Annotated in this window: 18 protein-coding genes; 15 read left to right on the forward strand and 3 right to left on the reverse strand. The window is 72.4% G+C overall.

Annotated features, from left to right (window positions below; all coding sequences use genetic code 11):
• Positions 1–64: 64 nt before the first annotated feature.
• Positions 65–1,234, reverse strand: coding sequence for a YihY/virulence factor BrkB family protein (locus tag TNCT6_RS05415; RefSeq protein ID WP_141357114.1), 1,170 nt, complete (start codon positions 1,232–1,234; stop codon positions 65–67).
• A 169-nt stretch (positions 1,235–1,403) separates the two neighbouring features.
• On the opposite strand from TNCT6_RS05415, the gene TNCT6_RS05420 reads away from it, so the two are divergent.
• From TNCT6_RS05420 to TNCT6_RS05490, 14 genes are all read left to right on the forward strand, one after another.
• A complete protein-coding gene (locus TNCT6_RS05420) occupies positions 1,404–3,038 on the forward strand; it encodes an acyl-CoA dehydrogenase family protein (RefSeq protein WP_141357116.1) in 1,635 nt (544 codons plus the stop codon).
• 289 nt (positions 3,039–3,327) lie between these two features.
• Positions 3,328–4,275 carry a hypothetical protein gene (locus TNCT6_RS39760; RefSeq protein ID WP_172632806.1) on the forward strand — a complete coding sequence of 316 codons (948 nt, stop codon included), beginning with the start codon at positions 3,328–3,330 and terminating at the stop codon, positions 4,273–4,275.
• 159 nt (positions 4,276–4,434) lie between these two features.
• Positions 4,435–5,772, forward strand: coding sequence for a hypothetical protein (locus TNCT6_RS05430; protein WP_141357119.1), 1,338 nt, complete (start codon positions 4,435–4,437; stop codon positions 5,770–5,772).
• Between the two features lie 397 nt (positions 5,773–6,169).
• On the forward strand, positions 6,170–6,742 hold the full coding sequence (locus tag TNCT6_RS05435) for a GNAT family N-acetyltransferase (protein WP_141357121.1): 573 nt from the start codon (positions 6,170–6,172) through the stop codon (positions 6,740–6,742).
• Between the two features lie 421 nt (positions 6,743–7,163).
• On the forward strand, positions 7,164–8,855 hold the full coding sequence (locus TNCT6_RS05440) for a nitrite/sulfite reductase (RefSeq protein WP_141357123.1): 1,692 nt from the start codon (positions 7,164–7,166) through the stop codon (positions 8,853–8,855).
• Positions 8,852–9,034 carry a hypothetical protein gene (locus tag TNCT6_RS05445; RefSeq protein ID WP_141357124.1) on the forward strand — a complete coding sequence of 61 codons (183 nt, stop codon included), beginning with the start codon at positions 8,852–8,854 and terminating at the stop codon, positions 9,032–9,034. The genes TNCT6_RS05440 and TNCT6_RS05445 overlap by 4 nt, the downstream gene beginning before the upstream one ends.
• Entirely contained in the window at positions 9,031–9,741 is a 711-nt protein-coding gene (locus TNCT6_RS05450; protein WP_141357126.1) for a phosphoadenylyl-sulfate reductase, read from the forward strand. Before TNCT6_RS05445 ends, TNCT6_RS05450 begins: the two co-directional genes overlap by 4 nt.
• Positions 9,742–9,744: 3 nt before the next feature.
• Complete coding sequence (gene cysC, locus TNCT6_RS05455) at positions 9,745–10,326, forward strand: adenylyl-sulfate kinase (RefSeq protein ID WP_141357128.1); 582 nt, start codon at positions 9,745–9,747, stop codon at positions 10,324–10,326.
• Positions 10,323–11,267 carry a sulfate adenylyltransferase subunit CysD gene (cysD, locus tag TNCT6_RS05460; RefSeq protein WP_141357130.1) on the forward strand — a complete coding sequence of 315 codons (945 nt, stop codon included), beginning with the start codon at positions 10,323–10,325 and terminating at the stop codon, positions 11,265–11,267. Before cysC ends, cysD begins: the two co-directional genes overlap by 4 nt.
• Positions 11,268–11,269: 2 nt before the next feature.
• Positions 11,270–12,604: a sulfate adenylyltransferase subunit 1 gene (locus tag TNCT6_RS05465; RefSeq protein ID WP_141357132.1), complete on the forward strand. Its 1,335-nt coding sequence runs from the start codon at positions 11,270–11,272 to the stop codon at positions 12,602–12,604.
• 225 nt (positions 12,605–12,829) lie between these two features.
• Positions 12,830–13,978, forward strand: coding sequence for an aliphatic sulfonate ABC transporter substrate-binding protein (locus tag TNCT6_RS05475; RefSeq protein WP_373996154.1), 1,149 nt, complete (start codon positions 12,830–12,832; stop codon positions 13,976–13,978).
• A gap of 36 nt (positions 13,979–14,014) precedes the next feature.
• Entirely contained in the window at positions 14,015–14,794 is a 780-nt protein-coding gene (locus tag TNCT6_RS05480; protein WP_141357134.1) for an ABC transporter ATP-binding protein, read from the forward strand.
• Complete coding sequence (locus TNCT6_RS05485; RefSeq protein ID WP_141357136.1) at positions 14,781–15,671, forward strand: ABC transporter permease; 891 nt, start codon at positions 14,781–14,783, stop codon at positions 15,669–15,671. The genes TNCT6_RS05480 and TNCT6_RS05485 overlap by 14 nt, the downstream gene beginning before the upstream one ends.
• Positions 15,672–15,680: 9 nt before the next feature.
• On the forward strand, positions 15,681–16,424 hold the full coding sequence (locus TNCT6_RS05490; protein WP_141366127.1) for a sirohydrochlorin chelatase: 744 nt from the start codon (positions 15,681–15,683) through the stop codon (positions 16,422–16,424).
• Positions 16,425–16,655: 231 nt separating this feature from the next.
• Here the strand turns inward: TNCT6_RS05490 and TNCT6_RS05495 are convergent, their stop codons facing one another.
• Both TNCT6_RS05495 and TNCT6_RS05500 read right to left on the reverse strand, forming a co-directional pair.
• Entirely contained in the window at positions 16,656–17,273 is a 618-nt protein-coding gene (locus TNCT6_RS05495; RefSeq protein ID WP_141357138.1) for a DsbA family protein, read from the reverse strand.
• A gap of 43 nt (positions 17,274–17,316) precedes the next feature.
• The gene (locus tag TNCT6_RS05500) at positions 17,317–18,408 is read right to left on the reverse strand and encodes a ketopantoate reductase family protein (protein ID WP_141357140.1); all 1,092 of its coding nucleotides are present in this window, start codon (positions 18,406–18,408) and stop codon (positions 17,317–17,319) included.
• 67 nt (positions 18,409–18,475) lie between these two features.
• On the opposite strand from TNCT6_RS05500, the gene TNCT6_RS05505 reads away from it, so the two are divergent.
• Entirely contained in the window at positions 18,476–19,303 is an 828-nt protein-coding gene (locus TNCT6_RS05505) for an aldo/keto reductase (protein ID WP_141366130.1), read from the forward strand.
• Positions 19,304–19,316: the final 13 nt, after the last annotated feature.

The following is a 19,316-nucleotide window of genomic DNA, read 5'->3' on the forward strand; positions in this document are numbered from 1 at the left end:
CCCCGACGGGAGGCCACGGGAGGTCCCGGGCGGCCCCGGGCGGCGCGGCGGCCCGTCGGGCCGGTCACCCTTTCGACGAGCCGTTCTGGTCGTCCTTGTGCGGGCTCCGCGTGTGCGTGGTCTTCACATGGGCCCGCAGCCGTGCCGTCACGTCCTCCGGGGGCAGGAAGCGCGACCACCGCTCGGGGAACTCCGCGGGCATGTCGGGGTCCTCCGGGTCGTCGGGCTCGTTCTCGCGGGTCGCGGCGGCGCGGGCGACGTACTCGGCGATCTGCGCCTCGCGCACCCGCTCGTTGGCGGCGCGCGCCAGGGCCGTGGCGGCGGCCGGCCAGACCCGGTCGATGGCGGCGTTGACCGCCGCCCCGACGAGCACGGCGAACGCGGACACACCGATCCACAGCAGCACGGCGACCGGCGCGGCGAGTGAGCCGTAGATGGTCGGGCCCTCGACGGTGCTGGTGAGGTAGATGCGCAGCAGGAAGCTGCACACCACCCACATGGCCAGGGCGACCAGGGCGCCGGGCACGTCCTCTGTCCACGCGGAGCGCACCGGCACGGACACGTGGTACAGCGTGGTCAGGAACACGACGGACAGCACGATCACGACCGGCCAGTACAGGATCTGGACGAGCGTCGTCGACCACGGCACGATCCGCACCACCGCGTCCGGGCCGGCCACCATCAGCGGCAGCGCGATGGAGCCGATCAGCAGGGCCACGATGAACAGACCGAAGGCCAGCAGCCGGGTCTTGACGATGCCGCGCACGCCGTCGAGGCCGTACATGACGGTGATGGTGTCGATGAAGACGTTCACCGCGCGCGAGCCCGACCACAGGGCGAACACGAAGCCGATGGAGATCACGTCGGGCCGGCCGCCCTTCATCACGTCCCGCAGGATCGGCTGAGTGATCTCCTTGACCCCCTGGTCGGACAGGACCGTACGGGAGGCGTCCAGGATGTTGCGCTCCAGGCTGGCGATGGTGTGCGCGCCGGTCCAGGTGTCGACGTAGAAGAGCAGTCCGATCAGGCTCAGCAGCAGCGGCGGCACGGACAGCAGGGAGAAGAACGCCGCCTCGGCCGCCAGCCCCAGGATCCGGTACTCCATGCACGAGTTGACGGTGTCCTTCAGCAGCAGCCAGGCGGTCCTGCGTTTGGATACGTTCCGGTAGAGGGCTCGTGCCCGGTGGAGGCGGCCGGAGGGCCTTTCGGGGGTTTCGCTGGCTGACTGCTGCACGAGCCAAAGGTATCTCCGTCGGCCCCGCTCCCCGTCACCCGCCGGGGGCGGCCCTCAGGCAGGACCTCTGCCGGGGTCCGGCGGGCCCGTTCGGGGCCCGCGGCTGAGCATGAGTCCTGGCACCAGCACTCGCTCCCGCTCAGTCTTCAGGAACGGTAGGTTCCGTCGTATGGCACCCAGCACGCACACCGTGACCAACCAGCCGCCGCCGCTGGTCGGGTACGACGTCTTCGCCGCCGATCAGGCCCTGGCCGAGGCCGTCGGACGGCACGTGGAGGCGGGGCTGCTCGACGAGGTGCGCGCGGAGCTGACGACGCTCGGGCGGGCCGCCGGCTCCGCCCAGGTGCAGGAGTGGGGAGCGCAGGCCAACGAGAACCCGCCGAGGCTGCGCACCCACGACCGCTACGGCCACCGCGTCGACGAGGTCGAGTTCCACCCGGCCTGGCACCGGCTCCTCGGCAAGGGCGTCTCGGCCGGGCTGACCGCGGCCTGGGACCGTCCGGCCGGGCATGTGCGGCGGGCGGCCGCCTTCCTGGTGTGGACGCAGGTCGAGGCCGGCACCTGCTGCCCGCTGTCGATGACCCACGCGGCCGTGCCCGCGCTGCGCACCGACCCGGAGCTGTCCGCCGAGTGGGAGCCGCGGCTGACGTCCGTGGTCTACGAACGCGAACTGCGGCCCGGGCAGCTGAAGGCCGGGGCGCTGTTCGGGATGGGGATGACCGAGAAGCAGGGCGGCAGCGACGTACGGGCGGGCACCACCGCGGCCAGGCCGCTCGCCGAGGACGGCGCCTACGAGCTGACCGGGCACAAGTGGTTCTGCTCGGCGCCGATGTCGGACGGGTTCCTCGTGCTGGCGCAGGCCCCGGGAGGGCTGACCTGTTTCCTGGTGCCGCGGGTGCTGGCGGACGGCACGCGCAACGTGTTCCTGATCCAGCGGCTCAAGGACAAGCTGGGCAACCGGTCGAACGCCTCCGCCGAGGTCGAGTTCGACGGGACCTGGGCGCGCCGGGTCGGCGAGGAGGGGCGCGGGGTGCGCACCATCATCGAGATGGTCGCGGCGACCCGGCTGGACTGCGTGCTCGGGTCGGCGGGGCTGATGCGGCAGGCGGTGGCGCAGGCGGTGCACCACTGCGGGCACCGCGAGGCGTTCGGCGGCAAGCTCGTCGACAAGCCGCTGATGCGCAACGTGCTGGCCGACCTCGCGCTGGAGTCGGAGGCGGCGACGACGCTCGCGCTGCGCCTGGCGGCCGCCTACGACGACGGGGGCGAGCAGGAGCGGGCGCTGCTGCGGATCGCGGTGCCGGCCGCCAAGTACTGGGTCACCAAGCGGTGCGCGCCGCTGGCGGTGGAGGCCTCCGAGTGCCTGGGCGGCAACGGGTACGTGGAGGAGTCCGGGATGCCGCGCCTGGTGCGTGAGTCGCCGCTCAACTCGATCTGGGAGGGCGCCGGGAACGTACAGGCGCTGGACGTACTGCGGGCGCTGACGCGGGAGCCGCAGGCGCTCGACGCCTATCTGCGGGAGGTGGGCCTGTCGCGCGGCGCCGACCACCGTCTCGACACGGCGATCAAGCAGTTGCTCACCGAACTCGCCGATCTGGAGGGCGCCGAGGCCCGGGCCCGGCGGCTGACCGAGCGGCTGGCGCTGGTACTCCAGGGGGCACTGCTGGTGCGGTACGCGCCGCCGGACGTCGCCGACGCGTTCTGCGCCTCGCGGCTGGGCGGCGAGTGGGGCGCCGCCTTCGGGGCGCTGCCGCACACCCTGAACCTGGCGGCGGTGGTGGAACGGGCGCGCCCCGCGCACTGACGCGGGGGTGGTGCTGCGCCGACACGGCACCACCCCCGCACTTCAGGCCCGTTCCAGGCCGTATACGCCGCACACGGCGGCGTTGGACAAGTTTCAATGAGCTCAAGCCTGTTTCACCAGGGTTGCAAGGGGTTGCAACTTGCGCGTCCGCGTGAGCGGACCGCATCCTTCCGGCGCGGCCGGGCAGCACGGTGCACGGGGCGGCCGGAAGGGGCGCGACCGTGCACGCCCGCAGGGCCGGGGCGCCCCGGGAGGCCGGTTGTCCGGACCTCTTTCACGGGGGGACTCAGTGGCGAAGAGACCGGTGGACGTCGCGCAGCTCGCCGCCGTCGATCCGGCGCAGGCGGCAGGGTCGCTCAGCGAGACCCGCTCGGTGACGCTCACCGGCCGGCGCGCGCGGGTGGCACCGCGCCCGGTGATCGGGCACGCCGATCCGGGTCGGCTCAGTGGCGGAACCGGGCGGGGCGAGGCTGCGGGAGCCGCATCCGGCCTCGCTGGAGCGGCTGCGGGCGGTCGCGGCGCCGGTGCCGGCCCGGCGGGACGGCCGGGCAGTGGTGGACGCGGAACCGCCGCGGTCGCGGCGGCGGGGGTGCGGGTCGCGGCCGTGGGCCGGACGGCGACGGCGGCGGCGGTGGTGGCCGGAATGCCGTACGCGGCGCGAATCCCACGGTCCAAGTCCCGCTCGGCGGGCCCCGTGTGGCCGCCCGCGGCCGGCCTGTGTTCTCTGGAGCCGCCGGTGGACCGCTGGTTGGCACGGGCCCGTGGGGGACCGGCCCCGCACGACGGAGCCCGGATCGTGCTGGACCCGGCCCGGCCGCGCCGCCGGCCGGTGACCGTCCTGGGCGGCGAGGACTCCTGGATCCACGAACTGAGCCCGCGCCCCGCCGAATTGTTCTGTCCGCTCGCCGTGCACCGCACCGGCCGCAGCGCCTCGCAGCCGGCCGGGGCCGTGTTCGGCGACCCGGCCCGCAAGGTGACCGTCCGCGCCGGGATGTCGCGGGTACGACGCTGTCTGGGCCCGTTTCTGGAGCACCGCCCCTGCCGCTTCCGCGAGCGCACCGACGTCGAACTGCTCCCCCCGGACGACCCGGACGACCCCGACGACCTCCTCCCCCCTCGGCGGCACCGGCGATACGAGGGGAGCGTGTCATCACGGTGCCGTGAGTGGCGCGGGTGGGTGACCCCGGTGGCCCCGGTAGGTCAAGGGTTCGGCTCCAGGGTGGCATCTTCCGCATAATTGCAGGGTCTTCGACCTGTCGCGGGCCCGACTGCCGTAGCATCGCCACAGGGTCGCCCCAGCCGCTACTCGGTCAACGCTCGGACCTCCCGAAGCAGTTGGCCCGTGTGCGCGGAACTGGCGTCCCGGAGGCGGACCGAGCCCTGAAAAGGGGGCTGTATGAAGCAGCGCGGCAGACACCGCAGGCGCAGACGGGGCAGGGCGCTGCGCGCGGTCCTGGCCGGGGCCGGCCTCGCGCTGACCGCTGCCGCCACCATGATCAGCACCTCGCAGGCCACGGTCGCCGACGACCCCGGGGCCCTGAAGCCGCTCACCTCGTCCGCCGAGCTCGGCCGGCTGCGGCTGACCGAGCAGCCGGTGCCGCAGCGGTCCCTCGACCGGCTCGCCGCGGCGATGGGCCGGCCGGTCGGAGTCGGCACGGTGCTCAGCGGCGCCGACCGCTCGCTGCGCGACGCGGACGAGTGCAGCGCCCACGAGAAGGAGGCGCTGCCCCTCGAGCCGGCGGCCACGCGCGCGTACTGCTGGGACCCCGCGGATTCCGCCACCCGCCGGTGGCGGCCGGAGTCGGTGACCACCTCGGGGGACGCCGAGGACAGCGGCCGGTGGGGCGCCCACCGGGTGATCCTCTCCGGCTGGACGCACGACACCGACGACGGGCGCGGACTGGCCCGGGTGGCCTTCGTCAACGCCGACGATCCCGGTCACCTCACCTACACCTGGGCGCTGCTCGCCGTCCCGGTCGACGGCGGACGCGACTTCCGCGGGCTCGTCTCGCGCGTGTCGGGGATGGTCTGGTACCGGGACAAACTGCTGGTCACCACCTCCGGCGGCGAGCGCGACGCGCTGTACGTCTACGACCTGCGCCGCATCCACCGCGCCACGGTCGACGGCCGGGAGGTGGGCCGGGTGCCGGGCGGGTGGTCGGCGCACGGCTACCGGTGGGTGCTGCCCGCGGTGGCCTCCTACCGCCCGGCCGACGGCAACTGCGTCCGGGCGGCCGGTGCGGACCTGTCCGCGCTGCCCTGCCCGGACGGCCTCTCCCTGGACCGCAGCTCCGCGCCGGCCAGCCTGGTCGCGAGTCAGGCCGCGCCCACGGACGGCGGCCGCCACACGCGCCTGTGGCGCTACTCCTTCAGCCGGGACCCCCTCCGCTCCGGCCTGCTGGCCACCGACTCCGGCGGCACGGTGGCCTCGGACGAGGCCTACGGGACGAAGGCGGAGGACGTCCGGGGTGTCCTGTCGCACCGTCCGGGCCCGTCCGCGACGCCGGACTGGTACCTGGGCCGCCCCGCGGACGAGGGCACCCACGGCACGCTGTGGCGGCAGGACGAGCGCGGCGCGAAGGCCGCCGAGTGCGGATCCGAGGACACCCACCGCTGCTGGGGCGACGGCACCGGCTCCCTGTCCTACTGGCAGGAGACCGGCGACGTCTGGTCCCTGTCGGGCCGGATGCTGTTCGCGCTGCCGCTGTCCTCGGTCGAACGGGAGCTGCGCTAGTACTGTGGCCGGAAAGGTTCACCGGCTCGCGACGCCCGGCACGGCACTCCCCCAGCCTTCGGCCGGGGGTACCCCCACGCCGCGTTGTCGCATCACCCGAGTACATCCAGTACGCGGGCAATGCTCCGCCTCGCGAGTCTCCCCCACTGCCTGAACGGCGTGGGAGGTGCCCCCGGCACCGGACGCCGCGAGCTTCCCGGCAAACCTTCCCGGCCACAGCACTAGGCCGTCGCACGGGGGCTGCGCCAGGCCGTCGCACGGAGCCGGGCCAGGCCGTCGAGCGGGAACCGCGCCGGGGCCGTCGCACGGGAACCGCGCCCGGCCGGTGGGCGCGTCCCGGGTGAGACCCCGCACTCCCGATCGACACGGGCCCGGCGCGGATGATTCCCTGACCGGCATGACGAGCATCGCCGTGACCACCTGGTCCCTGGAGCAGACCTCCCCGACCGACCTCCTGCCGGCCGCCGTGCCCGAGGGGGACGTACGGGTCGTACGGTCCGAGGTTCCCTCCCCCGAGTTCAGCCGGTTCCTGTACGCCTCGGTCGGCGGCGACATCCGCTGGACGGACCGGCTGGGCTGGACATACGCGCGGTGGCGGGAGCACCTGGAGCGTCCGGGTGTCGAGACATGGGTGGCGTACGACCGCGGCACTCCGGCGGGTTACGTCGAACTGGAGGCGCAGGACGAGGGCGTCGTGGAGATCGTCTACTTCGGGCTGATCGAGGCCTTCCGCGGCCGGCGGATCGGCGGCCACCTGCTGTCCTGCGGCACCGCCCGCGCCTGGGACCTGGCCGACCGCTGGCCCGGGCGGACGCCGACGAAGCGGGTGTGGCTGCACACGTGCAGCAAGGACGGCGAGTTCGCAATGGACAACTACCAGCGCCGTGGCTTCAAGCTCTTCGACACCAAGGTCGAGGAGGAGACGGAGGTGGCCACTCCGGGCCCCTGGCCGGGGGCGTACCCGGCCTGACCTGCGGGTGCGCGCACGATCGCGGCCGACGCGCCGAACGACACCCCTGTCCCGAATCCCGGGACAGGGGTGTCCGCATGTCGGACGAAGCTGGACGCTGTCCAGATCGCCATGCCAGGCTTTCCACCATGTCTGGAACTGGAGTCGCCTTGGTGAGCCGACGGCACGTCGACCACGGCCGCATGTCCAGCGCCATCTGTCCGGCGAGCTGACGTCACCCGCTGTGGCCTGACGGCCACGGGCCCGGGTCCACCGGTTCTCCCGCTTTTCCGGTTTTCCGGTTTTCCTGTTTTGCTGCTTTTTCAGCTTCCCCCGCTTTTCCCACCTGCGCACAGACGCGCACGCCTGCCCGTCTGCCGATGTGCCCTGCGCCCGCGCAGGTAAGAGCCGCATTCCCGCTGTCCCGAAGGACGTATCGACCATGGCCGCCTCTCCGCAGAACCCCACCGCGCCCCGCCGCAAGGTGAGCCGTCACCGCGGCGAGGGGCAGTGGGCCGTGGGGCACCTGACCCCGCTCAACGGCAACGAACAGTTCAAGAAGGACGACGACGGTCTCAATGTGCGGACGCGCATTGAGACGATCTACTCCAAGCGCGGTTTCGACTCGATCGACCCCAACGACCTGCGCGGCCGGATGCGCTGGTGGGGGCTGTACACCCAGCGCAAGCCCGGCATCGACGGCGGCAAGACCGCGATCCTGGAGCCGGAGGAGCTGGACGACCGCTACTTCATGATGCGTGTGCGCATCGACGGCGGCCGGCTGACCACCCGGCAGCTGCGGGTCATCGGCGAGGTCTCGCAGGAGTTCGCGCGCGGCACCGCCGACATCACCGACCGGCAGAACATCCAGTACCACTGGATCCGGATCGAGGACGTGCCGGAGATCTGGAACCGCCTGGAGGCCGTCGGCCTGTCCACGGTCACCGCCTGCGGCGACACCCCGCGCGTGATGATCGGCTCCCCCGTCGCCGGCATCGCCGAGGACGAGATCGTCGACGCCACCCCGGCGCTGGAGGAGATACAGCGCCGCGTCCTGGGCAACAAGGCCTACTCGAACCTCCCCCGGAAGTTCAAGACGGCCATCTCCGGCTCCCCGCTGCTCGACGTGGTCCACGAGATCAACGACGTCGCGTTCGTGGGCGTACGCCACCCCGAGCACGGGCCCGGCTTCGACCTGTGGGTCGGCGGCGGCCTGTCCACGAACCCCAAGCTGGGCGTGCGGCTGGGCGCCTGGGTACCGCTGGAGGAGGTCCCGGACGTCTACGAGGGCGTCCTGTCGATCTTCCGTGACTACGGCTACCGGCGGCTGCGCAACCGGGCCCGGCTGAAGTTCCTGGTCGCCGACTGGGGCGCGGAGAAGTTCCGCCAGGTACTGGAGGACGAGTACCTGAAGCGCGGGCTCGTCGACGGGCCCGCCCCCGAGGAGCCGGTCCAGCGGTGGCGCGACCACGTCGGGGTGCACCGGCAGAACGACGGCCGTCACTACGTCGGTTTCGCCCCGCGGGTCGGCCGCGTCGACGGCGCCACCCTGACGAAGATCGCCGAACTGGCCGAGGCGCACGGCTCGGGACGGGTCCGTACCACCGTCGAGCAGAAGATGATCATCCTCGACGTCGAGGGGGACCAGGTCGACTCGCTGGTCGCGGGTCTGGAGGCGCTGGACCTCACCGCCCGGCCGTCCACGTTCCGGCGCGGCACCATGGCCTGCACCGGCATCGAGTTCTGCAAGCTCGCCATCGTCGAGACCAAGGCGCGCGGCGCCACGCTGATCGACGAACTGGAGCGCCGCCTGCCGGACTTCGACGAGCCGATCACCATCAACCTCAACGGCTGCCCCAACGCCTGCGCCCGCATCCAGGTGGCGGACATCGGCCTCAAGGGCCAACTGGTCGTCGACGACCGGGGCGAGCAGGTCGAGGGCTACCAGGTGCACCTGGGCGGCGCGCTCGGCCTGGAGCCCGGCTTCGGCCGGAAGGTGCGCGGGCTGAAGGTGACGGCGCGGGAGCTGCCCGACTACATCGAGCGGGTCCTGACCCGCTTCCAGGAGCGGCGCGAGGACGGCGAGCGGTTCGCCGCCTGGGCCGCGCGGGCGTCCGAGGAGGAGCTGTCATGAGCGAGCGGGCCGCCCCCTTCTACTGCCCGTACTGCGGCGAGGAGGACCTCCGTCCCAACGAGGAGGGCCACGGTGCCTGGGAGTGCGCGGGATGCAACCGGGCCTTCCGGCTGAAGTTCCTCGGGCTGCTCGCCCGGGGCGTCGGGCGAGCCGGCCAGGAAGGGGACGAGGGGATATGACCACGACTCCGGAAGCAGGCGTGGAAGCCGGGTTGAAGGCGCTGGCCGAACAGGCCGGCCACGATCTGGAGGACGCCTCCGCGCTGGAGATCCTCCAGTGGGCCACCGGCACCTTCGGCCGCCGGTTCTGCGTCACCTCGTCCATGGAGGACGCGGTGGTCGCCCACCTCGCCTCCCGTGCGATGCCGGGCGTGGACGTGGTGTTCCTCGACACCGGCTACCACTTCCCGGAGACCATCGGCACCCGCGACGCGGTCGAGGCCGTGATGAACGTCCACGTCATCACCCTCACCCCGGAGCGGACGGTCGCCGAACAGGACGCCGAGTACGGCCCGAAGCTGCACGACCGTGATCCGGACCTGTGCTGCCGACTGCGCAAGGTGCGGCCGCTGGAGGAGGGCCTGAAGGGCTACACGGCGTGGGCGACCGGGCTGCGCCGCGACGAGTCCCCGACCCGGGCGAACACGCCGGTCGTCGGCTGGGACGAGAAGCGGCGGAAGGTCAAGATCTCCCCGATCGCCCGCTGGACCCAGGACGACGTGGACGCCTACGTCGCCGAACACGGCGTCCTCACCAACCCGTTGCTGATGGACGGCTACGGCTCCGTGGGCTGCGCGCCCTGCACCCGGCGCCTGCTGGAGGGCGAGGACGCGCGCGCCGGCCGCTGGGCGGGCAGCGCCAAGACCGAATGCGGACTGCACGGCTGACCCATGACCGTGCTTTCCACGACCGCTTCCAGACACAGGGAGACACACGTGACGACCGGAGCCACCGTCTGGCTCACGGGTCTGCCGAGCGCCGGCAAGACCACCATCGCGCACGAACTGGCCGGGCGGCTGCGTGCGGAGGGCCACCGTGTCGAGGTGCTCGACGGCGACGAGATCCGCGAGTTCCTCTCCGCGGGCCTCGGCTTCAGCCGCGCGGACCGGCACACCAACGTGCGGCGCATCGGCTTCGTCGCCGAACTGCTCGCCCGCAACGGCGTCAAGGCGCTGGTCCCGGTGATCGCGCCGTACTCCGACAGCCGCGACGCGGTGCGCGAATGGCACGCGAAGAACGGCACGGCGTACCTGGAGGTGCACGTCGCCACCCCGGTCGAGGTGTGCTCCGTACGCGATGTGAAGGGTCTGTACGCCAAGCAGGCCGCGGGCGAACTGACAGGACTGACGGGCGTCGACGACCCGTACGAGGAGCCCCTGTCGCCGGACCTGCGCGTCGAGTCGCAGCACCAGACGGTCCGGGAGTCGGCGGCTTCCGTGCACACGCTGCTCAGCGAGAGGGGACTGGCATGACGACCGTCGCCAAGACCAAGGCGGGCGACGAGGGGACGGGCAGTCCGTACGCCCTCTCCCATCTGGACGCGCTGGAATCCGAGGCGGTGCACATCTTCCGCGAGGTGGCGGGCGAGTTCGAGAACCCGGTGATCCTGTTCTCCGGGGGCAAGGACTCCATCGTCATGCTGCACCTGGCGCTGAAGGCGTTCAGGCCCGCCGCGGTCCCCTTCTCGCTGCTGCACGTGGACACCGGGCACAACTTCCCCGAGGTCCTCGACTACCGCGACCGCACGGTGGCCGGGCACGGCCTGCGGCTGCACGTCGCCTCCGTGCAGGACTACATCGACCGTGGCGTCCTCAAGGAGCGCGCGGACGGCACCCGCAACCCGCTCCAGACCCTCCCGCTGACCGAGAAGATCCAGTCCGAGCGGTTCGACGCGGTCTTCGGCGGCGGCCGCCGCGACGAGGAGAAGGCCCGCGCCAAGGAGCGGGTGTTCTCGCTGCGGGACGAGTTCTCCCAGTGGGACCCGCGCCGTCAGCGGCCCGAGCTGTGGAACCTCTACAACGGCCGGCACGCGCCCGGCGAGCACGTCCGGGTGTTCCCGCTGTCCAACTGGACCGAGCTGGACGTGTGGCAGTACATCGCCCGCGAGGGCATCGAGCTGCCCGGGATCTACTACGCCCACACGCGCGAGGTCTTCCGGCGCGACGGCATGTGGCTGACCGCAGGCGACTGGGGTGGCCCCAAGGACGACGAGGCCGTGGAGAAGCGGCTCGTGCGCTACCGCACCGTCGGCGACATGTCGTGCACCGGCGCCGTGGACTCCGACGCCGACACCATCGAGAAGGTGATCACCGAGATCGCCGCCTCGCGCCTCACCGAGCGCGGCGCCACCCGGGCCGACGACAAGCTGTCCGAGGCCGCGATGGAAGACCGCAAGCGCGAGGGGTACTTCTAGAGATGACCACGACCACGACCACGGACCTGGCGGCCACGACCCTGCTGCGGTTCGCGACCGCCGGCTCCGTCGACGACGGCAAGTCCACCCTGGTGGGCCGGCTGCTGCACGACTCCAAGTCGGTCCTCGCCGACCAGCTGGAGGCCGTGGAGCGTGCCTCCGCGAGCCGCGGCCAGCAGGCCCCGGACCTCGCGCTGCTGACGGACGGGCTGCGCGCCGAGCGCGAGCAGGGCATCACCATCGACGTGGCCTACCGCTACTTCGCCACCCCGCGCCGCCGGTTCATCCTCGCGGACACCCCGGGCCATGTGCAGTACACGCGGAACATGGTCACCGGCGCGTCCACCGCCGAACTGACGGTGATCCTGGTGGACGCCCGCAACGGCGTGGTGGAGCAGACCCGCCGGCACGCGGCGATCGCCGCGCTGCTGCGCGTGCCGCACGTGGTCCTGGCCGTGAACAAGATGGACCTGGTCGACTACCGGGAGTCCGTGTTCGCCGCGATCGCCGAGGAGTTCACGGCGTACGCCACCGAACTGGGCGTCCCCGAGGTCACCGCGATCCCGATCTCGGCGCTGGTCGGCGACAACGTGGTGGAGCCGTCCGCGACCATGGACTGGTACGGCGGCCCGACCGTCCTGGAGCACCTGGAGACGGTCCCGGTCAGCCACGACCTGGCGCACTGCCACGCACGACTGCCCGTGCAGTACGTGATCCGGCCGCAGACCGCCGAGCACCCCGACTACCGCGGCTACGCCGGCCAGATCGCCGCCGGCAGCTTCCGGGTCGGCGACGAGGTCACGGTGCTGCCGTCCGGCCGCACCACCCGGATCTCCGGCATCGACCTGCTCGGTGAGCCGGTCGACGTGGCCTGGACGACGCAGTCGGTGACGGTCCTGCTCCAGGACGACATCGACGTCTCGCGCGGCGACCTGATGGTGCCGAGCAAGGACGCGCCCGCCACCACCCAGGACGTGGAGGCGACCGTCTGCCACGTCGCCGACCAGCCGCTGACCGTCGGCCACCGGGTGCTGCTCAAGCACGGCACCCGCACGGTCAAGGCGATCGTCAAGGACATCCCGTCCCGGCTCACCCTGGACGACCTGTCCCTGCACCCGCACCCCGGGCAGCTCGTCGCCAACGACATCGGCCGGGTGAAGATCCGCACCGCCGAGCCGCTGCCGGTCGACTCCTACGCCGACTCGCGGCGCACCGGCTCGTTCATCCTGATCGACCCCTCCGACGGCACCACGCTCACCGCGGGCATGGTCGGCGAGTCGTTCGCCTCGCCGGTACCGGTCAAGGACGCGGCGGACGAGGACGGCTGGGACTTCTGACCATGAACTCCCCCGACTTCTACTCGACGTTCGCCAAGGAGGGCGGCCGCGTCGGCAGCGGCGCCCTCGGCAGCGGACAGGGCGGAGTGGCCCGATGTGTGCGCTGACGTACGCGCACTGCCCGCGCGCCCTCACCCCCCACCCCCCGCGTAGACGAAGACCTGCCGACCTCCCGGCCACGACCTGACGGGCGTGACCGCCGGGCCTGCGAGAGGACAGCCTCCCGTGCCAGCCAACCGTGCCCCGTTCCGCAACCGCCCGACCGGGGGCTCCCCCGGGCCCGTACTGCGCCGCGGCCTCGCCGTGGTCGCCGCCCTGCCCCTGCTCGCGCTCGCCGCCTGCGGCTACGGCTCCCAGGCCGACGACGACGGCGCCAAGCAGAAGGTGGCCGCCGGGGCCGAGAAGACCGACGGTCTCGACTCGGTCAGGATCGGCTACTTCGGCAACCTGACGCACGCGACCGCGCTGGTCGGGGTGCAGAAGGGCTTCTTCCAGAAGGAGTTGGGCGCGACGGTCGTCAAGCCGTCGGTCTTCAACGCCGGGCCGTCCGAGATCGAGGCCCTCAACTCCGGCTCCATCGACATCGGCTGGATCGGCCCGTCCCCGGCGATCAACGGCTACACCAAGTCGGCCGGCAAGAGCCTGCGCATCATCGGCGGTTCGGCCTCCGGCGGGGTCAAGCTGGTGGTCAACCCGGCGAAGATCAAGTCCCTGGAGGACGTCAAGGGCAAGAAGATCGCGACCCCGCAGCTGGGCAACACGCAGGACGTGGCGTTCCTCAACTGGATCGCGGAACAGGGCTGGAAGGTCGACGCGCAGAGCGGCAAGGGCGACGTCTCCGTGGTCCGCACCGACAACAAGATCACCCCCGACGCCTACAAGTCCGGCTCCATCGACGGCGCCTGGGTGCCGGAGCCGACCGCGTCCAAGCTGGTCGCCGAGGGTGCCAAGGTGCTGCTGGACGAGGCGTCGCTGTGGCCCGACAAGAAGTTCGTGATCACGAACATCATCGTGTCGCAGAAGTTCCTCACGGAGCACCCGAAGGCCGTCGAGGCGGTCCTGAAGGCCTCCGTGGACACCAACAAGTGGATCAACGCCAACCCGGACGAGGCGAAGGCCGCGGCGAACAAGCAGCTGGGCATCGACTCCGGCAAGGAACTGCCGGAGAACGTCCTGGACCCGGCGTGGAAGTCCATCCGGATCACCGACGACCCGCTGGCCTCGACCCTCGACGCCCAGGCGCAACACGCGGTCATGGCGGGCCTGCTGCAGAGCCCGAAGCTGGCCGGCATCTACGACCTCGCCCCGCTGAACAAGGTCCTGAAGGCCGCGGGCGAGCCGACCGTCAGCGACGCCGGTCTCGGCGCCGAGTAAAGCCCGTAGCCGAAGAGTTCCCAGGAGGTGACGACCATGGCCACGACCCTTGCCAGGGCCGCCGAGACCGTAGAGCACGCGGCCCGCCTCGAGAACGTCTCGAAGTCCTTCGCGGCACCGGGCGGGCAGCAGCTCGTCCTGGACGGCATCAGCCTCGATGTCGCTCCGGGCGAGTTCGTCACCCTCCTGGGGGCCTCGGGCTGCGGCAAGTCCACCCTGCTGAACCTGGTGGCGGGGCTGGACCGGCCGACCGCCGGGTCCATCACGACGGACGGCCGCCCCGCCCTGATGTTCCAGGAGCACGCCCTCTTCCCCTGGCTGACCGCAGGCAAGAACATCGAACTCGCCCTCAGGCTGCGGGGGGTGGCGAAGCCGGAGCGGCGCGGCCGGGCCGAGGAGCTGCTCGAACTCGTCCGGCTGAAGGGCGCGTACGGCAAGCGCGTCCACGAACTGTCCGGCGGGATGCGCCAGCGCGTGGCGATGGCCCGGGCGCTGGCCCAGGAGAGCAACCTGCTGCTGATGGACGAGCCGTTCGCGGCGCTGGACGCCATCACGCGGGACGTCCTGCACGACGAGCTGACCCGGATCTGGCAGCAGACCGGGGTGTCGGTGCTGTTCGTCACGCACAACGTGCGCGAGGCGGTGCGGCTGGCCCAGCGCGTGGTGCTGCTGTCCTCCCGTCCGGGCCGGGTGGCCCGCGAGTGGACGGTGGACATTCCGCAGCCGCGCCGCATCGAGGACGCGCCCGTGGCGGAACTGTCCCTGGAGATCACCGAAGTCCTGCGTGGGGAGATCCGCCGACATGGCCAGCACTGAGACGAAGACGGCGCGGGGCGGCGAACTGGCCGACGTGGAGGCCGGTCTCGACGCCCTGGAGACCACGGCGGCCGGCCGTACGCCGCTGCGCCAGACCCTGGTCAACAAGGTCCTGCCACCGGTCGTGGCGATCGCGGTGGTCCTGGTGGCCTGGCAGGCGCTGATCTCCCTCAAGGTGGTCGACGACCCAAGCAGGCTGCCCTCTCCCGCGGACGTGGGCGCCGAGTTCAAGGACGCCTGGTTGCATGGCAAGCTGCTCGGCTTCATCTGGACGTCCGTCTCGCGCGGTCTGCTGGGCTTCCTGTTCGCGCTGGCGATCGGCACCCCGCTGGGCCTGCTGGTGGCCCGGGTGAAGTTCGTGCGGGCGGCCATCGGCCCGATCCTGTCCGGTCTCCAGTCGCTGCCGTCGGTGGCGTGGGTGCCGCCGGCGGTGATCTGGCTGGGCCTGGACAACTCGATGATGTACGCGGTGATCCTGCTCGGCGCGGTCCCATCCATCGCCAACGGCCTGGTGTCCGGCATCGACCAGGTGCCACCGCTGTTCCTGCGGGCGGGCCGCACGATGGGCGCGACGGGTGTCCGGGGCGCCTGGCACATCGTCCTGCCGGCCGCGCTGCCGGGCTATCTGGCCGGTCTGAAGCAGGGCTGGGCGTTCTCCTGGCGCTCGCTGATGGCGGCGGAGATCATCGCCTCCTCGCCGGACCTGGGCATCGGCCTGGGCGCGCTGCTGGAGAACGGCCGCAACGCCAGCTCCATGGCCATGGTGTTCGAGGCCATCATCCTGATCCTGTTCGTCGGCATCGCCATCGACCTGCTGATCTTCAGTCCGCTGGAGCGGTGGGTGCTGCGCAGCCGCGGTCTTCTCGTGAAGAGCTGAACGCCCGTGATCTCCCAGCCTGTTCTCCTCGTCGTCGCCCACGGCAGCCGCGATCCGCGCCATGCCGCGACCGTGCACGCCCTGGTCCGCCGGGTCCGGGCGCTGCGCCCCGGGCTGCGCGTGGAGACGGCCTTCCTGGACTTCACCATTCCGTCCGTGCCGGGCGTGCTGGAGTCCCTGGCGGCCGACGGGATGCGGGACGTCGTGGCGCTGCCGCTGCTGCTGACCCGCGCCTTCCACGCCAAGGCGGACATCCCCTCGGTGCTGCGCCGGGCGCCGTCGCGGCTGCGGATCCGGCAGGCGGAGGTCCTCGGCCCCTCACCGCTGCTGACGGACGCCCTGGAACGCCGTCTGTACGAGGCGGGTCTCGACCCCGCCGACAAGTCCTCGACCGGGGTCGTGCTGGCCTCGGCGGGGTCCTCCGACCCGGAGGCGATCGCAGTGATCGCAGAAATCGCGCGGGAGTGGCGGCACACCGGCTGGTGCGCCGTGCGGCCTGCGTTCGCCTCCGCATCCCTGCCCCGCACCGAGGACGCGGTGCGGGAACTGCGGGAGATGGGCTGCGCCGAGGTCGCGGTCGCGCCGTACGTGCTGGCACCGGGTTTCCTGCCGGACCGCATCGCTCGGGGCGCGGCCGAGGCCGGGGCCGACGTGCTGGCCGGGGTGCTCGGCCCGGCGCCGGAGGTGGCCCGGGTCCTGCTGGAGCGCTACGACGCCGCCCGGCTGCCGCTGTCCGCGGCCCTGGGAGCCTGACGGGCGGGCGCCCGTTCCGGCCGCGGCCCGGCACTCCCCCGTGGTGCCGGTCCGCGGACGGTCCGACCACCGGCCGCCGTTGATCGGCGAGCGGTGGTGTCGTTCAGTTCAGCGTGCGGCGGTGCGCAAGTGTCACTGCCGTACGACGGGCGGGGATCCGAATGTGGATCTTCCAGCCCAAGCCGTGCGCCGAGGGATGCGCGTCCGGTGCACGGCCCGGTCGGTCGCGGCTCAGTCGAAGCGGAGTGATCCGGTGCGGGTCCGCTTGAGCTCGAAAAAGTCCGGCCGGGTCGCCAGGACCCGGAAGGCGTCGAACAGTTCGGCCGCCTCGGCCCCGCGCGGGATGGCCCGCAGCACCGGGCCGAACCACACCGTTCCGTCCACATGAATGGTGGGCGTGCCCACATACACGCCCGTGTCCGGCTCGGCGCCTGCCTCGTGACTGCGCCGTACCGCCTCGTCGTAGGACGGGTCGTGGGCGGCCGCCGCGAGGTCCTGGTCGAGTCCGAGTTCGGCCAGGGACGCCGCGACCACGGAGTCGAAGTCCTCCTCCCCGCGCTCGTGGATGCGGACGCCGAACGCGGTGTACAGGTCCCGCAGCGCCTTCTCGCCGTGCCGCTCGGCGGCGGCCACCGCGACGCGCACCGGGCCGATCGACTTGTCGACCAGTTCCCGGTACCAGTCGGGCAGTTCGTTGCCGGTGTTGTGCAGGTACAGGCTCATGACGCGGAACCCGAGGTCGAGCGGACGCTCGCGTTCCACCTCCAGCAGCCAGCGGGAGGTGATCCAGGCGAAGGGGCAGGCGGGGTCGAAGAAGAAGTCGACGCGGGTCGGCGAGTCAGGGGTCATGCCGTCGACGCTAGTGCGCGATTGGCACAGGATCGCGGTCCAATCAGGAGGTCTTTTCGTGGGCCACCTGGCCCGCCGGGTCCACCGGGTCCAGCGCGTCCGTCCGGCCCGCCCACCCCCCTCGGTCCGCCGGATCCACCGCGTCCGCCAGCCGCACCAGTTCCGCCGGCGGCAGCGAGCCGGGCGCCCGGCGCTCTCGCGCGAAGGTGCCGGCCAGGTGCTGGAGCAGTTCGTTCAGCGGTGCCGGTACGCCGTGCAACCGGCCCAGGAGCACGATCTCCCCGTTGAGGTGGTCTGCCTCGATGGAGCCGGTACCGCGCACGAGGGACTGCCAGGAGGAGCCGCCGCCGCGCGGGGCGCCGGGCAGCGGCACCAGGGTGATCTTGTCGCCGCGGACTTTCTGCTGCTCCTCGGCGCTCGCCCACGGGATGCCGGCGGCGGCGAGCACCGCCTCGCCCTCGGCGCGCACCCTCGCGTACAGGGCCCGCGTCTCCTCGTTGTCCAGCGGGCCGCTGACCGCCTCGATCGCGTTGGCGAGGTTGCCGAGCAGCTTGGCGTACTGCCAGCGGCTCACGTCCGGCACGACCGGCGCCTCGAAGCGCGCCGACTCCAGGTCGGCGGAGACACGCCGCAGGGTGTCGTCGGTGCCGCGCGGGTAGCGGCCCAGGTGCAGCAGGCCGGTGAGCGGGGTGCCGGCGGCCGAGACGGCACCGGGTTCGACGTGGGTCGCGGGCAGCCAGACGCAGACGCCGTACACGTGCCGGAAGCGGCGCAGGGCGAGCCGCTGTCCCTCCACCCCGTTCTGCGCGCACAGCAGCGGCAGCGTCCGCTCGGCCGTGCCGCCGCCCGCGACCGGCGCCGGGCCCCAGACCGCCAGCGCCGCCTCGGTGTCCTGTGTCTTGACGGCAAGCACGAGCACGTCGTCGGCGCGCAGTTCGCCGAGCGCCTCGGGCCCGTCCACGGCGGGCAGCCGGTACGTCAGCTCGCCCTCCGGCACCGTCAGCCGCAGCCCGCCCTCCCGCAGCGCCGCGAGGTGCGCTCCGCGCGCGACCAGCACGACCTCGCGCCCGCTCTGAGCCAGCCGCCCCCCGATGGCGCCGCCGACCGCCCCTGCCCCGATGATGATGTAGCGCATGGGACGAGCCTCCCACAGCCATCCGTACGCTTCACCGGACGACCGAGGAGACCCTGTGATCCCGGAGATGTTCACGCTCGGCGGCGACCTGCCCGTGCGGCGCCTCGGCTACGGCACCGCGCAGCTCACCGGGCCCGGCTACTGGGGCCCGCGCGGCGACGCCCGGGACGCGGTGGCCGTGCTGCGGCGGGCGGTCGAGCGCGGGGTGACCCTGATCGACACCGCGGACAACTACGGGCCGTGCGTCGCCGAGGAACTGGTGGCCGAGGCCCTGCACCCCTACCCCGAGGACCTGGTGATCGCCACCAAGGGCGGGGTGGTCCGCACCAGCGACAGCGCCTGGCACGTCGACGGGCGGCCGGAGGCACTGCGGGCGATGTGCGAGGCGAGCCTGCGCCGGCTGCGGCTGGAGCGGATCGACCTGTACCAGCTGCACCGGCTCGATCCCTCCGTGCCGATGGCCGAACAGCTCGGCGCGCTCGACGAGTTGCGCAAGGAGGGCAAGATCCGCCACATCGGCCTGGACACCGTCTCCGCCGAACAGCTCGCCGCGGCACTGGAGTCGACCTCCATCGCCTCCGTCCAGAACCGCCACAACCTCCTCGACCGCGCGTCCGAGCCGCTGCTGGAGCTGTGCGAGGAGCGCGGGATCGCGTTCCTGCCGTGGTTCCCGCTGGGCAACGGCACGTTGACCGGGCACCCGGAGTGCGCCCGGGTCGCCGCCGCGCACGGCACCACACCGGGGCAGGTGGCCCTGGCGTGGCTGCTGCACCGCTCCCCCGTGCTCTGCCCGACACCGGGCACGGGCACGCTCGCGCACCTGGAGGAGAACCTGGACGCGGGCGGCGTGTCCCTCCGCGCCGCCGAGCTGTCCCTGCTGGCCGCTCTCGGGTGAGCGCGCCCGCCCC

This window comes from Streptomyces sp. 6-11-2, from assembly GCF_006540305.1.
Classification (GTDB): Bacteria; Actinomycetota; Actinomycetes; order Streptomycetales; family Streptomycetaceae; genus Streptomyces.

Excerpts from the sequence above, each read along its gene's own strand:
- TNCT6_RS05420 (WP_141357116.1), top strand. The coding sequence starts at position 1,404 with ATGGCACCCAGCACGCACACCGTGACCAACCAGCCGCCGCCGCTGGTC.
- TNCT6_RS05430 (WP_141357119.1), top strand. The coding sequence starts at position 4,435 with ATGAAGCAGCGCGGCAGACACCGCAGGCGCAGACGGGGCAGGGCGCTG.
- TNCT6_RS05435 (WP_141357121.1), top strand. The coding sequence starts at position 6,170 with ATGACGAGCATCGCCGTGACCACCTGGTCCCTGGAGCAGACCTCCCCG.
- TNCT6_RS05440 (WP_141357123.1), top strand. The coding sequence starts at position 7,164 with ATGGCCGCCTCTCCGCAGAACCCCACCGCGCCCCGCCGCAAGGTGAGC.
- TNCT6_RS05445 (WP_141357124.1), top strand. The coding sequence starts at position 8,852 with ATGAGCGAGCGGGCCGCCCCCTTCTACTGCCCGTACTGCGGCGAGGAG.
- TNCT6_RS05450 (WP_141357126.1), top strand. The coding sequence starts at position 9,031 with ATGACCACGACTCCGGAAGCAGGCGTGGAAGCCGGGTTGAAGGCGCTG.
- cysC (WP_141357128.1), top strand. The coding sequence starts at position 9,745 with ATGACCGTGCTTTCCACGACCGCTTCCAGACACAGGGAGACACACGTG.
- cysD (WP_141357130.1), top strand. The coding sequence starts at position 10,323 with ATGACGACCGTCGCCAAGACCAAGGCGGGCGACGAGGGGACGGGCAGT.
- TNCT6_RS05465 (WP_141357132.1), top strand. The coding sequence starts at position 11,270 with ATGACCACGACCACGACCACGGACCTGGCGGCCACGACCCTGCTGCGG.
- TNCT6_RS05480 (WP_141357134.1), top strand. The coding sequence starts at position 14,015 with ATGGCCACGACCCTTGCCAGGGCCGCCGAGACCGTAGAGCACGCGGCC.
- TNCT6_RS05485 (WP_141357136.1), top strand. The coding sequence starts at position 14,781 with ATGGCCAGCACTGAGACGAAGACGGCGCGGGGCGGCGAACTGGCCGAC.
- TNCT6_RS05495 (WP_141357138.1), bottom strand. The coding sequence starts at position 17,273 with ATGACCCCTGACTCGCCGACCCGCGTCGACTTCTTCTTCGACCCCGCC.
- TNCT6_RS05500 (WP_141357140.1), bottom strand. The coding sequence starts at position 18,408 with ATGCGCTACATCATCATCGGGGCAGGGGCGGTCGGCGGCGCCATCGGG.
- TNCT6_RS05505 (WP_141366130.1), top strand. The coding sequence starts at position 18,476 with ATGTTCACGCTCGGCGGCGACCTGCCCGTGCGGCGCCTCGGCTACGGC.